Origin of the sequence: Pseudomonas sp. PB106, assembly GCF_009764645.1 — a bacterium.
Classification (GTDB): Bacteria; Pseudomonadota; Gammaproteobacteria; order Pseudomonadales; family Pseudomonadaceae; genus Aquipseudomonas.
Genome location: NZ_RWIM01000173.1, coordinates 1 through 15,782 on the forward strand (window position 1 = coordinate 1; position 15,782 = coordinate 15,782).

1 protein-coding gene is annotated in these 15,782 nt (G+C 62.8%); it reads right to left on the minus strand.

What is annotated here, in order from left to right; translation table 11 throughout:
* Nucleotides 1-15,706: non-ribosomal peptide synthase/polyketide synthase (locus tag EJA71_RS22225; protein ID WP_158959676.1), on the minus strand; the 15,706-nt coding region annotated here is incomplete at its 3' end.
* Nucleotides 15,707-15,782 lie beyond the last annotated feature (76 nt).

A 15,782-nucleotide genomic window follows, 5' to 3' on the forward strand; every position in this document is an offset into this window, starting at 1 on the left:
GCAGAACCTTGTCGTCAGCCGTCAGTTGATAAGCCTGTTGCATCCAGCACAAGCGGTTGACCAGCGCCGAGTGGCGGTTGCCCGCGCCTTTCGGTTTGCCGGTGGAACCGGAGGTGTAGATCACGTAGGCCAGGTTTTCCGGATCGATGTGCAGCTCAGGATTGGCTTCGCTGCGCCCTTGCAGCCAGTCGCCGTCCTGATCCAGGACCAGACTGCGCAGGCCATTCGGCACCGGCAGTTGCGCCAGTAAATGGCTCTGCGTCAGCAGCAAAGCGATGCCGCTGTCGTCGAACATGTAGGCCAGACGATCCTGCGGGTATTCCGGGTCCAGCGGCAGATACGCACCGCCAGCCTTGAGGATCGCCAGCAGGCCGATGACCATTTCCAGCGAACGCTCGACCGAGATGCCGACCAGCACTTCCGGGCCGACACCGTGTTCGATCAGCACCGCGGCCAACTGGTTGGCGCGGGCGTTGAGCTGGGCGTAACTCAGGCGTTGCTCGCCGAACACCAGAGCGCAGGCATCCGGGGTGGCGCGTACCTGATCTTCGATCAGCGCATGCACGCTGCGCTCCAGCGGATATTCGGTAGCCGTAGCGTTCCAGTCTGCGACCTGCTGCTGTTGCTCCTCGTGGCCGAGCAATTGCAGTTGCCCCAAGGCCAGCCCGGCGTTGTGCATCATCTGTTTCAGCAGGTTATGCAAGTGCTCGCCGAGGCGGGCGATGTCGGCCTCGGCAAAGTGCGCACGGCCATAACTGAAGTGCAGCGACAGTGTCTCGCCCATGCTCACGGCCAAGGTCAACGGGTAGTTGGTCTGTTCATGGTTAGTCACGTCGGTGAAGCGCAATCCGGCCGGCGCACCTTGCTGCATGGCCTCCGATACCGGGTAGTTCTCGAACACCAGAATGCTGTCGAACAAGGCATCGCCGCCCTTGCCGGCCCAGCGCTGAATCTCGAACAGCGGCGTGTGTTCGTGCTCGCGCAGGCTGAGGTTCTGCGTCTGCACGGTGTGCAGCCACTGGCCAACGCTCTGTTCATCGCGTGGGCGGCCGATCACCGGCAGCGTGTTGATGAACAGACCGATCTGTTGCTCGATGCCTTGCAGATCCGCCGGACGCCCCGCCACGGTGGCACCGAACGCCACGGTGTGCTGACCGCTGTAGCGTTGCAACAGCAACAGCCACGCGGCTTGCACCAAGGTGTTGAGAGTGACTTTCTGCTGGCGGGCAAACTCGGCCAACTGTTGGGTGGCGGCCGCATTCATCACCCGTTGATGATCGGCGTAACCGAACAGCTCGATCAGGTCATCGCGACGCGCGATGGCCTGGGTCAGGCGGGTCGGCTCTTGCAGATCGGCCAGTTGGGCTTTCCAGAAGGTTTCACTGACCACCGCGTCCTGGCGTTGCAGCCAGGCGATGTAATCGCGATAACGACCCACCGATGGCGCCAGCGGCTGGCCGCTGTAGCGGTGCAGCACTTCACCCATCAACTGCGAGTTGCCCCAGCCGTCCATCAGAATGTGATGGTTGGTGTAGATCAGGTGATAGCGATCGTCCTCGACCCGCACCAGCGTCAGGCGCAGCAACGGTGCGGCGGTCAGTTCGAAGCCCCGTTTGCGCTCTTGCGCCGCCAGTGCGTCGAGATCGGCCTGATAATCACGACGACCACGCCAGTCCTGCACGCTGAATGGCAGTTCAACCTGTTTGTGCACCACTTGTACCGGGCGCTCGCCCTGCCAGAGGAAACCACTGCGCAGTACGTCGTGGGCCTGCAAGGCTGCCTGCCACGCCGCGCGGAAACGCTCGACATCCAGCCCCGCGACATCGGCACGGGTCTGGTTGATGTAGTCGCCCGCCTCCTCTTCGTAGAGGGTGTGGAACAGCATGCCCTGCTGCATTGGCGACAGCGGGTAGATGTCTTCGATCAAAGCCGCTGGCAGTGTCAGGGCATCGAGTTGCGCCTGGCTCAGCGGCGCCAGCGGGAAGTCCGACGGCGTCACGCCGTGCACGTCGGTGCGGCAGCAATGTTCGATCAGCGCCGCCAGTTCCTGCGCGTAATCATCGGCCAGGGCCTGCACGGTGCTGCGTTTGAACATGCGTTCGCTGAAGGTCCAGCCGAGGCTGAACTCGCCCCCGTAAATGCCACCGTTGAGGGTCAACGCGCTGCTGAGCAAGGCGTCGAGGCTTTGTTCGGCGCCACGGGCTTCGCTGGAGGGCGAGAACAATGTCGCCTGACCTTCGTCGAAGCTGCTGTCGAACTGACCGAGGTAGTTGAAGGTGATCGCCGGTTGCGCCAGCGCTTGCAGCGCACCGCGCACCGCGTCATTGCCCAAGTAACGCAACACGCCGAAGCCGATGCCCTTGTGCGGAATCGCCCGCAGTTGCTCCTTGATGGCCTTGAGTGATGCATCCAGCTCGGCACTGGCGGTCAGCTTGACCGGGAACAGGCTGGTGAACCAGCCGACGCTGCGGCTCAAATCGATATCGGCGAAGAGGTCTTCGCGGCCGTGGCCTTCGAGTTGAATCAGCGTCGAAGCCTGGCCAGTCCAACGGCTGATGACGCGGGCCAGTGCCGTCAGCAACAGATCGTTGACCTGGGTGCGGTAGGCCGCTGGAGCGTCTTGCAGCAATTGACGGGTCAGCTCGGCGTCGAGACGGGTTTGTACCGTGAATTCATAACGGCTCTGCAAGTTGCCATCGGCGTGATCCACCGGCAACTGGCTGGACACGTCGTGCAGTTGAGCGAGCCAGTACGGTTGTTCGGCCAACAGGGTTTCGCTGGCGGCATAAGCGTGCAGGTGCTCGGCCCAGGCCTTGAATGCACTGGTCTTGGCCGGCAGCTTGGCGATCTGGCCGCTGCTGATTTGCTGGTAGAGTCCTTGCAGGTCTTCCAGCAGGATGCGCCACGACACACCGTCGACCACCAAGTGATGGATCACCAGCAACACACGCTGAGTGCCGTCGGCCAGGGTTGCCAATACTGCGCGCAGCAACGGTCCACCAAGGGCCAGACTGCGTTGCGCTTCGAGCCCCAGCGCTTCGAGTTCGGCGGCATCGGCCACGTTGCTCTGCCACAGCAAATCCTGCGCTGGCGCGCCCACGGCTTGATGCTCGGCCAGCCACTGACCGTCCACATGGGCGAACGACAGACGCAGTGCGTCGTGATGCTCGATCAGCGCGTTAAGCGCCGCCTTCAGGTGCGCTGCATCCAGCGTACGAGAGGTCTTGAGCAATACCGACTGGTTCCAGTGATGGGGCTCGGCGACCTCCTCTTCAAAGAACTGTAACTGCGCCGGCAGCAGTGGTGACGCACCAACGACCGGTTTCTGGTCGATGACAACGCCGCCTTCACCCATCCGCGCTACCGTGGCCAGACCTTGCACGGTCTGGTGCTGGAACAGGTCTTTCGGGCTGAAATGAATGCCGGCCTGACGTGCGCGGCTGACCACTTGAATCGAAACGATGGAGTCACCGCCCAATTCAAAGAAGTTGTCGGTGACACCGACTTGCGCCAGCCCCAGCACCGCTTGCCAGATATCGACCAGTTTCTGTTCAGTGGCATTGCCGGCAGCGAGGTAATCCTGTTGCGCCAGCGCCGCATCGGGTTTCGGCAACGCGTGACGGTCCAGTTTACCGTTGGGCGACAACGGCATCTTCGCCAGGAATAACAGGTGCGTCGGCACCATGTAATCCGGCAGGGTCTGCTGCAATTGCTCGCGCAACTCGCGGCGCAATTCGCCTTGCAGGTCGTTGTCGGCCATGACCTCTTCGGCTGCGCTCGGCACCACGTAGGCCACCAGTTGCTGACCGCTCGGTCCGGCCACCGCCATCACCAGGGTTTCGCGCACGCGGTCGGCGTCGAGCAGACGCGCCTCGATTTCACCCAGTTCGATACGGAAACCGCGAATTTTCACTTGATGGTCGACGCGACCGATGTACTCGATCACCCCGTCGGCCCGGAAACGTGCGAGGTCACCGGTACGGTACAGGCGCGCACCCGGCTGCGCCGAGAACGGATCGGGCATGAAGCGCTCGGCACTCAGGTCCGGACGGTTGAAGTAACCCCGCGCCAGCAACTCACCACCGATCATCAGTTCACCCACCGCGCCGACCGGCACCGGTTGCCCGGCGATGTCCAGCAGGTAGATCGAACGCCCCGGCAGCGCCGAACCGATCGGCAAGGTCGCCGGCGTAGGCTCGGCGCCGGTCACGTAGTCACCACAATCAAGCGAGGTCGCGGTCACCGTGGCTTCGGTCGGGCCGTAGGTATTGAGCAGACGCACTTGGGCCAGACCGGCCTTGTTCCAGGCCGCCATGCCTTCCGGTGGCATCGCTTCACCACCGGCATGCACCTGACGCAGCACGCCGTAATCACGCGGGCCGACTTCAGCGAAGTCCTTGGCCAGCATGCCCCAGTAGGCGGTGGTCAGGTCGATCACGCTGATGCGCTTGTCGAGCATCTCGCGGTAGAGGGTTTCGCTGTCCCAGATTTCCGTGCCGCGCAGTACCACCGAGGCGCCGCAGATCAGCGCCGGGTAAAGCTGCTCGACGAAACCGTCGAAGTTGAACGTGGAGAATTGCAGAACGCAATCCTCGGCGCTCAAAGCCATCAGGTCGAGGGTCACGTAAGCGTGCTTGGTCAGCGACGCCTGATTGATCCCGACGCCCTTCGGACGTCCGGTAGAGCCGGAGGTGAACATTACATACGCGAGGTTATCGGCGAGGGTCAGGTTCGGCAGATCAGCGCTGAGCGCCTGGGCCGGTTGACGATCCACACACAACACTTCAACGCCGTCGACCTGCGGCAAGCGCTCCAGCAGATGGCTCTGGCTGAGCAACAGCAGCAGGCCGCTGTCTTCGATCATGCAGGTCAGGCGATCCGTCGGGTATTGCGGGTCCAGCGGCACATATGCGCCACCGGCCTTGAGCACCGCGAGCAAGCTGACGATCATGTCCAGCGAACGCTCGACGGCGATCCCCACCAGCACATCCGGGCCGACCCCGCGCTGACGCAGGGTGTGGGCCAGGCGATTGGCCTGCTGGTTGAGTTCGGCGTAGGTCAGGCGCTGTTCGGCGAAGTACAGCGCGACCTGATCCGGCGCGCGTTGCACCTGCTGCTCGAACAACTGATGCACGTTGAGCGCGCTCGGGTAGTGCCCGGCGCAATGCCCCCAATCGTTGAGCGCCAGATCCCGTGCGGCACGGTCGAGCAGTTGCAGCTCGCCGAGGCAGCGCTGATCTGCACCGTCGGCCATTTGCGTCAGCAGGTGACTCAACTGCGCCGCCAGTTGCTCGACGGTGGCGTCGGCAAAATGCTCGCGGTCAAAGCTATAGTGCACTTGCAGCGTGGCTTCCAGGCTCACACCGAGGGTCAGCGGGTAGTTGGTCTGCTCATGGTTGGCCACCGGGCCGAAACGCAGGCCTTGCGGTGCTCCCTGCTCCAGTGCCTGAGCAATCGGGTAGTTCTCGAACACAAGAATGTTGTCAAACAGCGCTTCGCCACCCTGCCCGGCCCAACGCTGAATGTCGAACAGCGCGGTGTGCTCGAACTCACGCAGCGCGAGGTTCTGTGCCTGCACCGCTTGCAACCAGCTGTCGAGGGTCTGTTCCGGACGCGGGCTGGCGATCACCGGCAAGGTGTTGATGAACAGGCCGATCTGTTGCTCGACACCCGGCAAGTCCGCCGGACGCCCGGCGACTGTGGCACCAAAGGCAACACTGGCCTTGCCCGTGTAGCGTTGCAGCAACAGCAGCCACGCCGCCTGCACCAGCGTGTTGACGGTGACTTTCGATGCACGGGCAAACTCGCCCAGACGCGCGGTCTGCACAGCATCCAGCACTCGATAATGGTCGCCGTAACCCGCAATGGCCGGAGCATTTTTTGGCCGGGCGATGGCGTGAGCCAGACGGGTTGGCTCGTCGAGCGAGCGCAGGGCCGGCAGCCAGAAGGCTTCGCTGGCCGAGGCATCCTGACGTTGCAACCAGCCGATGTAGTCGCGGTAACGACCGCCCTGCGTGGCGCTGAAGCGAGCGCTGTAGCGTTGCAGTACTTCGCCGAGCAATTGCGAGTTGCTCCAGCCGTCCATGAGGATGTGGTGGTTGGTGTAGATCAGGTGATGGCGCTGATCATCGATGCGCACAATCACCAGACGCAACAGGCTCGACGCATTCAGGTCCAGGCTCTGCCGCTCGGCGTCGGCCAGGGTTTGCAAGGACTGTTCGAGCTGCGGTTGCGCGCGCCAGTCGTGCAGGCTGTAAGGCATCGTTGCGTGCTTGCTGACCACTTGCACCGGCGCATCCAGCTCGCCCTGCCAGACAAACCGCGTGCGCAGAATGTCATGAGCCTCCACGGCCGCTTGCCAGGCCTGATGGAAGCGCTCCGGATCAAGGCCTTCGACGTCCAGACGCATCTGGTTGATGTAATTGCCGGTGGATTCTTCGTAGACCGCATGGAACAGCATGCCTTGCTGCATCGGCGACAACGGATAGACATCGTCGATCAGTTGCGCGGCCAGCGGCAGGCCATCCAGCTGTGCCTGGCTCAAGCGCGCCAGCGGGAAGTCCGACGGCGTCACACCATGGTTGCCGGCCTGGCAGCAATGGTCGATCAGCGCTTGCAGCTCCTGCGCGTAATCGTCGGCCAGCCCTTGAATGGTCGCCTCGTTGAACATTTCGTGGCTGAACGTCCAGCCCAGATTCAATTCGCCGCCGTACACCTGACCGTTAAGTGCCAGGTGGTTGGCCAGCGGCGCATCGGCGTCCAGCTCATCGCCGGCAGCATCGCTGGAGGGCACGAACAGCGCGCCATCCGCTTCGGTGAAGCTGCCGTCGAATTGACCGAGGTAGTTGAAGGTCAGGCGCGGCACCGGCAATTGCGCGAGGGCGGCGCGATCAGCCGCCTCACCGAGCCAGGCCAGTGCGCCAAAACCAATGCCCTTGTCGGGGATAGCGCGCAGTTGTTCCTTGATCTGTTTCAGCGAGCCGCCGAGGTCGGCGACCGGGGTCAGTTTTGCCGGGTACAGGCTGGTGAACCAACCCACCGTGCGGGTCAGATCGACGCCGTCGAACAGCTCTTCACGACCGTGGCCTTCGAGTTGAATCAGCGCGCTGTCAGTCCCGGTCCAGCGCACCATGACGCGGGCCAGTGCAGTCAGCAGCAGATCATTGACTTGGGTGCGATAAGCCACCGGCGCGTCTTGCAGCAATTGCCGGGTCAGGGTTTTGTTCAGGCGGGTGCGTACTGTGCGCGCCTGTTTGTTTTGCAGGCCGCCGTCGGCATTGTCCAGCGGCAAAGCCACATCGACGCCCTGCAACTGGTCTTGCCAGTACGCCAGTTCGGTGCGCATTTCAGCGCTGCGGGCACGCTGTTGCAGGTGCTCGGCCCAGGCCTTGGCGGCGCTGGTTTTCGCCGGCAGTTGCAGCGGCTCGCCAGCGGCGATCTGGCGGTAAGCCAGTTGCAGATCGTCGAACAGAATTCGCCACGACACGCCGTCCACCACCAGGTGATGGATCGCCAGCAACAGGCGCTGAGTGCCATCGGCGAGATTCGCCAGCACCGCACGCAGCAGCGGTCCGTCCTGCAGGTCGAGGCTGCGTTGTGCCTGGTTGGCCACCGCTTCGAGCGCAGTCGCATCAGCCACATCGACATGCCACAGCAACTGATTGTTTTGACTGGCAAGGCCGCGATATTCAGCGTGCCAGCCATCGGCCTGCTCGACGAAGCTCAGGCGCAAACCATCGTGATGGGCGACCAGAGCCGCCAAGGCCTGTTCCAGCGCCTCGGCTTGCAAAGGCTGCGTTGGCTTGAGCATCACCGCCTGGTTCCAGTGCTGACGCTCGGGGATCGCCTGCGCGAAGAACGCCTGCTGCACCGGCAACAGCGCCAGTTCACCCGTCACCGGCCCTTGATCAATTGCCTGCACATGCTCGCCAACCCGGGCGACCGTGGCCAGCGCCGCAATGGTCTGGTGCTGGAACAGGTCTTTGGGCGTGAAGCGAATGCCGGCCTGCCGCGCACGGCTGACCACTTGAATGGAAATGATCGAATCGCCGCCCAACTCGAAGAAGTTGTCGCTCGCGCCAACCTGCTCCAGTTTGAGCACGTCTTGCCAGATCGTCGCCAGTTGTTGCTCCAGCGTCGTTTGCGGGGCGACATAGGCCGGCTGCAGTTGGCTGACATCCGGTTTAGGCAGGTTCTTGCGATCCAGTTTGCCGTTCGGCGTCAGCGGCATGCGCTCCAGACACAGCACATACGCCGGCACCATGTGCCCGGGCAGCGACGCCTTGAGCTGCTCGCGCAGGTCTTCGGTGAAGTCGGTACGGGCCGAATCGCCTACCACATAGGCGACCAGACGCTTGCCGCTGCCGGCACTGCCTTCCTGCGCCACCACCACCGCTTCACGCACACCGTCAAGGGCTTGCAGGGCCGCTTCGACTTCGCCCAACTCGATGCGGAAGCCGCGAATTTTCACCTGGTTGTCGATGCGATCCAGATAGTCGAACGTACCGTCGGCGCGCTGTCGCACCAGGTCGCCGGTGCGATAGAGCAAGCCGCCCGCAGCGCTGAACGGGTCGGCGACAAAACGCTCGGCCGTCAGCCCCGGACGGTTCAGATACCCCCGCGCCAGACCGCTGCCGCCCAGGTACAACTCACCGGCCATGCCTTGTGGCAAAAGGTTCAAGTCGGCGTCGAGCACGTACGCGCTGCGATCACCGATACGGCTGCCGATTGGCGCGTAGGCGGCACCGCACGGTACTTCGCGTCCGGCCTTCCAGATCAGCGGCGTGACCACGGTTTCGGTCGGGCCATAACCGTTGATGATGTAGTCCGGATCGAGCGCACGTTTGACTCGCTCGAAACTCGCATTCGGCACCGCATCACCGCCGAAGCAATAGATGCGCACTTTCGGCGGGTTGCCTTCACGCTCGGCGTGTTCGGCCAGTTGTTGCAGGTACACCGGCGGGAACGCCACAACCGTCACGCCGTGCTCGCGCATGGCATTGTAGGTCTGCTCCGGCGTCCACAGGCTGTCGTCGCGAATCAGCAGCGACGCGCCATGCGTCAGGCTGGTCAACCAGCGTTCGTGGGCACCGTCGAAGGCGAACGACATGAAGTGGAACTCGCAGTCGCTGTCGCGCATTTCATAACGTTCACCGATGGCCTGGCAGTGCATCGCCAATGGGCCGTGGGCGACGCTGACGCCTTTGGGGTTACCGGTGGAACCGGAGGTATAGATCACGTAGGCAAGGTTGTGCGGGTCGATGTGCACCTGCGGCGCCTTGATCGGCAATTCACGCAGATCGAGGCGGTCGAGTTCCAGCAACGGCACCGACTCATCGACCGGCAACTGCGCCGACACCGAAGAATCACTGATCAGCAGTGCCAGCCCGGAATCTTCAATCAGGTAAGCCAGGCGCTCACGCGGATAACTGGTGTCCAGCGGCACGTAGGCACCGCCCGCCTTGAGCACGGCCAGCAGCGCGACGATCACCGCCTCGCTACGCGGCAACGCCACGCCGACGCGGGTTTCCGCGCCGACGCCACGGGCAATCAATGCGTGAGCCAGTTGGTTGGCGCGCTGATCGATCTCGCCGTAACTGAAGTGCTGACCGTTGAAAATCACTGCTGTGCGCTGCGCACGTTCGCCTGTCAATGCAGCGATGCGCTGATGCACGCTGATGTCGGTCGGGTACGGTTGCGGGTGGTTTTGCGCTTGTTGACGCGCATGCTCATCCGCGCTGGCCAGGGCGATTTCGCCGAGGTGGCGTTCCGCCGAGACGGCAAACTGTTCGAGCAATTGCAGCAAGTGAGCGCTGATGCCTTCGATGGCGGCATGGGCGAAGTGGCCACGGTCGAAGCTGTAGTGCAACGCCAGTTGCTGGCCGAGGGTCACGGCGACGCTCAACGCATAGTGCGTCTGCTCAAGGTTGCTGACGTCACCAAACACCACGCCTTGCTCGGCACCTTGTTGCAGGGCCTGGGCAATCGGATAGTTCTCGAACACCAGAATGTTGTCGAACAGCGCTTCACCGCCCTGCCCGGCCCAACGCTGAATGTCCGCCAGCGGCGTGTGCTCGAAATCGCGCAGGCTGAGGTTTTGCGCCTGCACCGCTTGCAGCCATTGGCCGACAGATTGATCCGGACGCGGTGCGCCGATCACCGGCAAGGTGTTGATGAACAGACCGACCTGCTGCTCGATGCCCGGCAGGTCCGCCGGACGCCCGGCCACGGTCGCGCCGAACGCCACGGTTTCATGGCCGGTGTAGCGTTGCAGCAACAGCAGCCATGCCGCTTGCACCAAGGTGTTGACGGTGACTTTCTGCTGACGGGCAAACGCTTCCAGCGCCTGGGTGCGCGGCACGTCGAGGGTCACGAAGTGATCAGCGTGACCGCTCTGGCTGTCGCTGCCCGAGGCCACGCGAGCCAGTCGGGTCGGCTCTTGCAGTGCGGCCAGTTGTGCGTTCCAGAAGTCGTGGCTCAGTTGCCCGTCCTGGAGTTGCAGCCAGCCAATGTAATCACGATAACGCCCACCGGCATTGGCAGGAATGCGGCCGCTGTAGCGCTGCAACACTTCGCCGAGCAACTGCGAGTTGCTCCAGCCGTCCATGAGGATGTGGTGATGGGTGTAAATCAGGTGCCATTGCTCGGCACCGGTCTGCACCAGCACCAGACGCAGCAACGGTGCACAGGTCAGATCAAAGCCCTGCTGACGCTCGGCCTCAGCCAGCGCTGCGAGAGCTTGCGGTTGATCGTCACGCTCGCGCCAGTCGAGTGCGGTAAACGGCAACTGCACGTGTTTGTGGACGATCTGCAGTGGTTGCGCCAGCTCACCCTGCCAGACAAAACCGCTGCGCAGAATGTCCTGGGCATCGACAGTGGCTTGCCAGGCATCACGGAAACGTTGCGGGTCGATGCCCTGTACGTCGACGCGCAACTGGTTGATGTACTCACCTGCCGCTTGCTCGTACAGGGTGTGGAACAGCAAGCCCTGCTGCATCGGCGACAGCGGATAAAGATCGTCGAGCTGACCGGCCGGAACCGGCAAACCATCGAGTTGCGCCTGAGTAATCTGGGCCAGCGGGAAGTCCGACGGCGTCGCTTGCGGCACTTGCAACGCGCAGCAGTGGTCAATCAGGGCGTTGAGTTCGCTGGCATAGTGGTCAGCCAGTTGCTGCACGGTCGCCGCGTCGAACATCTGGCTGCTGAAACCCCAATTCATCGACAGCTCGCCACCGTACACCTGCCCTTCGACAGTCAACCAGTTGGCCAGTGGCGCCGACGCGTCCTGCGCCGCGCCGCTGCCTTCGCTGGACGGCACGAACAATGCCGACTCATCGAATTGACGGTCGAACTGACCGAGGTAGTTGAAGGTGATACGCGGCTTCGCCTCGCCCGCCAATGTCGCGGCAGTCGCTGCATCGCCAAGGTAACGCAGGGCACCATAGCTCAAGCCTTTATGCGGTACGGCGCGCAGTTGTTCCTTGATGGCTTTGATCGACGCGCCGAGGCTGTCCGTCGGCATCAGGTTGACCGGGAACAGGCTGGTGAACCAGCCAAGCGTGCGGGTCAGGTCGATGTCGGCGAACAGGTCTTCACGGCCGTGCCCTTCCAGTTGAATCAGGGTGCTGGCCTGGCCGCTCCAGCGACACACCACGCGGGCGAGCGCGGTCAGCAGCAGATCGTTGACCTGAGTGCGATACGCCGCTGGCGCCTGCTGCAGTAGTTTGCGGGTTTGTTCGGCGTCGAGTTTCAGCTCGATTTTTTGCTCGAAGCGGTTTTCCAGGGCGCCCTCCGGACGCTCGCACGGCAACTCGCCACCCGCCGTATCGCGCAGTTGCGCCTGCCAGTAATCAAGGCTTTCAGTGAAGGCTGGCAGATATTCCTGCAAGCGTGCGACCCAGTGCTGGTACGAACTGGTCTTGCCCGGCAACGTCGCCACCGAGCCCTTCACAGTGTCGGTGTACGCCTGCTGCAGATCTTCCAGCAACACGCGCCACGACACACCGTCGATGACCAAGTGATGGGCCACCAGCAACACACGTTGAGTGCCGTCAGCCAGGCTCACCAGCAATGCGCGCAACAATGGCCCATTGCTCAGATCCAGACTGCGCTGCGCTTCATCACACAGCGCATTGAGTTGTTCAAGCGACTGCGCATCGCGCTGCCACAGCACCGACTGCTCGGAAACAGCTGCGTATGCCTGCTGCCAGCCATCGGCCTGATGCTCGAAACGCAGACGCAGACCGTCGTGATGACTGAGCAATTGCTTCAGTGCGCGATCCAGCGCCGACGCATCGATGGCTTGCTGCGGTTGCAGCAGCAACGACTGGTTCCAGTGCTGACGCTGCGGGATGGCTTGTTCGAAGAACCACTGTTGCACCGGTGCCAACGCCACCGCGCCGACGGCAGGGCCTTGATCGATGAGGTTCTGTTCACCCCGTCGGGCGACTTGCGCCAGGCTACGGACGGTCTGGTACTGGAACAGTTCTTTGGGGCTGAGCACGATCCCGGCCTGACGTGCGCGGCTGACCACTTGCATCGAGACGATGGAGTCGCCGCCCAGTTCGAAGAAGTTGTCTTCGAGGCCGACGTTATCAATCGACAACACGTCCTGCCAGATCGCCGCCAAGGCCTTTTCCATGGCGCTGCGCGGCGCAACGTGTTCGCGCTGCTGCTGGCTGCCATCGACCGCCGGCAAGGCCTTGCGATCGAGTTTACCGTTAGGGGTCAGCGGCAACTGCTCAAGGAACAGCAGGTACGCCGGCACCATGTAATCGGGCAGATGCTGACGCAGTGCCGCTTTCAGCGTTTCGCGCAGGCTCGCCTGGGCATCGGCGTCGGCCGCCAGCACGCTGACGTCACTCGGCACAATGTACGCCACCAGTTGCTGACCGCTGGCGCCTTCCTGTGCCAGCACCGCCAGCTCGCGGACTTCATCTTGCTGCAACAGGCGTGCTTCGATTTCGCCGAGTTCAATACGGAAACCGCGCACTTTAACCTGATGGTCGATACGCCCGACGTATCGCAATGCGCCATCGATCTGGTAGCGAGTCAGGTCGCCGGTGCGATACAGGCGCTCACCGTTGCCGGCGAACGGATTTGGCACATACTTCTCGGCGGTCATCGCCGCACGTCCCAGATAACCGCGAGTGATACCCGCGCCGGCCAGATACAACTCGGCGGCAACGCCTTGTGGCACCGGTTGCAGATCCGCGTCGAGAAGGTAGCTGGTGGTGCCGGTCAATGGCCGGCCAATATTGGCTGCGCCACCCGCTTCACGGCGGGTCCAGGTGGAGTAAGTGGTATCTTCCGACGGGCCGTACAGGTCGTAGACATGTTCGACACTGGCCTGCTGGTACAGCGCCTCGACGAGGCTCTGTTTCAGCGGCTCACCCGCCAGATTGATGATCCGCACGCTGGCCGGGATGGCGTTGTCACGCTGCAAGGCATTGATCGCCGATGGCACGGTGTTGATCAGGCGAACTTGATCACGCGCCGGCAGTTGTGGCAACTCAAGCGCATTGCGCGCAATCACCAGCGAGCCCCCGTTGGCCAGGGTGACAAACAACTCCCACACCGACAGGTCGAAGCACACCGAGGTCGAGGCCAGCACCCCTTGAATATCGTCGCGGCTGTAGACGCTGCGCGACCATTCAATGAGCGCCTGTACGTTGCGGTGCGCGATGGCTACGCCTTTCGGCTTGCCGGTCGAACCGGAGGTGTAGATCACGTAGGCAAGGTTGTCCGCAGTAACGGCGGTGACCGGCGCGGTGTGCGCGAAAGCGGCCAGTTGCGCGTCGATGTCGTCGAGCAACAACACCTGCGTGCCGGCACCGACGCTGAGGTTGGCGGCCACGGCCCGCTCGGTCAACAGCACCCTCGCGCGGCTGTCTTCAAGCATGTAGGCCACGCGGTCGGCCGGGTAATCAGGATCCAGCGGCACGTAAGCACCGCCTGCCTTGAGTACGGCCAACAGCGCCACCAGCAACTGCTCGGAACGCTGCATGGCCACGCCGACGCGCACTTCCGGGCCGACGCCGCATTCGATCAGCTTGTGCGCCAGGCGATTGGCCCGCACATCGATGTCGGCGTAGCTGAACGCGTGCTCGCCGAAGGTCACGGCCTGCGCCTGTGGCTGAGCGGCGACTTGTTGTTCGATCAATTGATGGATGCACGCAGCGTCTGCCTGGGCGACGTCAACGCGGTTCCAGTCATGAACGATACGTTGATATTCGGCAGCTTCCAGCAACGGCAGATCAGCGATGCGCTGCGCGCTGTCCTCGACCATGCCACGCAGCAGATTGAGCCAGTGTTGCGCCATGCGCTCGATGGTCTGCGGCTCGAACAGATCGTTGGCGTAGGTCAGCGCGGCGTGCAACTTGCCGGCCTTTTCGTAGGTATCCAGGGTCAAGTCGAACTGAGTGGTGCGGCCCTGCCACTCGATTACCCCCAGCTCCAGGCCGGAGGCGGTGCTGACGGTGCTGATGTCGGCGACTTGCGGCTGGTGGTTGTACATCACCTGGAACAGCGGCGTATGGCTGAGGCTGCGCTCCAGCTTCAGTGCTTCGACCAGTCGTTCGAACGGCAAGTCCTGATGAGCCTGGGCGCCGAGCGCGGTCTCTTTGACCGCGCGCAGCAAATCGGCAATGCGGGTCTGGCCATCGAGTTCGCTGCGGAACACTTGGGTGTTGACGAAGAAGCCGATCAAGCCTTCGATCTCACCACGGTTACGGTTGGCGATCGGTACGCCGACGCGTATATCGGACTGCCCGGTATAACGATGCAACAGCACATTGAAGGCGCCGAGCAGCAACATGAACAAGGTGATGTTGTGTTGTTGGGCCGCGCTGCGCAGTTGCTCGGCGAGTGCCGAGTCGACGGCGAATTCGTAACGGGTGCCCTGGTTGCTCGGCATTGCCGGTCGCGGGTGATCGGTCGGCAGTTCCAGCACCGGATGCTCGCTGCCCAGTTGTGCTTGCCAATATTCCAGTTGGCGCGTCTGCTCACCGGCTTCGAGCCAGCGGCGCTGCCACAGCGCATAGTCGCTGTACTGGATCGGCAAGGGCGCCAACTGCGGCGACTGACCGGCTTCATGGGCGTCATAGCAACGAATGAATTCGTCGATCAGTACGTTCATCGACCAGCCGTCAGAAACGATGTGATGCAAGGTCAGCAGCAGCACGTGTTCTTGCTCGGCGAGTTTGAGCAGCTTGACCCGCAACAGCGGACCGACCGCCAGATCGAACGGCAGCAGCGATTGTTGTTGCGCAGCCTCGGCCACTGCCAGCTCGCGCTCGGTACTCGGCAATGCACTGAAATTTACGTGTTCGATGATCAGCGGCGCATGCGCCGGCACTTGCAGCAGGCTGTCATCGGCCTGGCGCTGGAACACTGTGCGCAGGGTTTCGTGACGCGCTACCAGGCTGGCGAACGCGGCCTCGAGTGCCGCCAGGCTCAGACGACCGGTCAGGCGCACCGCGCCCGGCAGGTTGTAGGCGCCGCTCTGTGGGTCCAACTGCCAGAGAAACCACATGCGCTGTTGGGCATAGGACAGCGCCTGCCGGTCGGGGGCCTCGACACCCTCGGGGATCGGGAACCGGGCGAAATCAACGCCCTCCTTGTGCAAGGCCGCAAGGAACATCTGGCGCTTTTCCAGGGGCAACCCGATAAACCGGCGAGCGAGTTTCAAGGAGTCTTCAGCATTCATTTCTTAGCATCCGGATCAGTAGGCAGGAAGCACAAAGGCACGTCGTCCCTATAAAACGAATGCAAAGCGGAAAAAT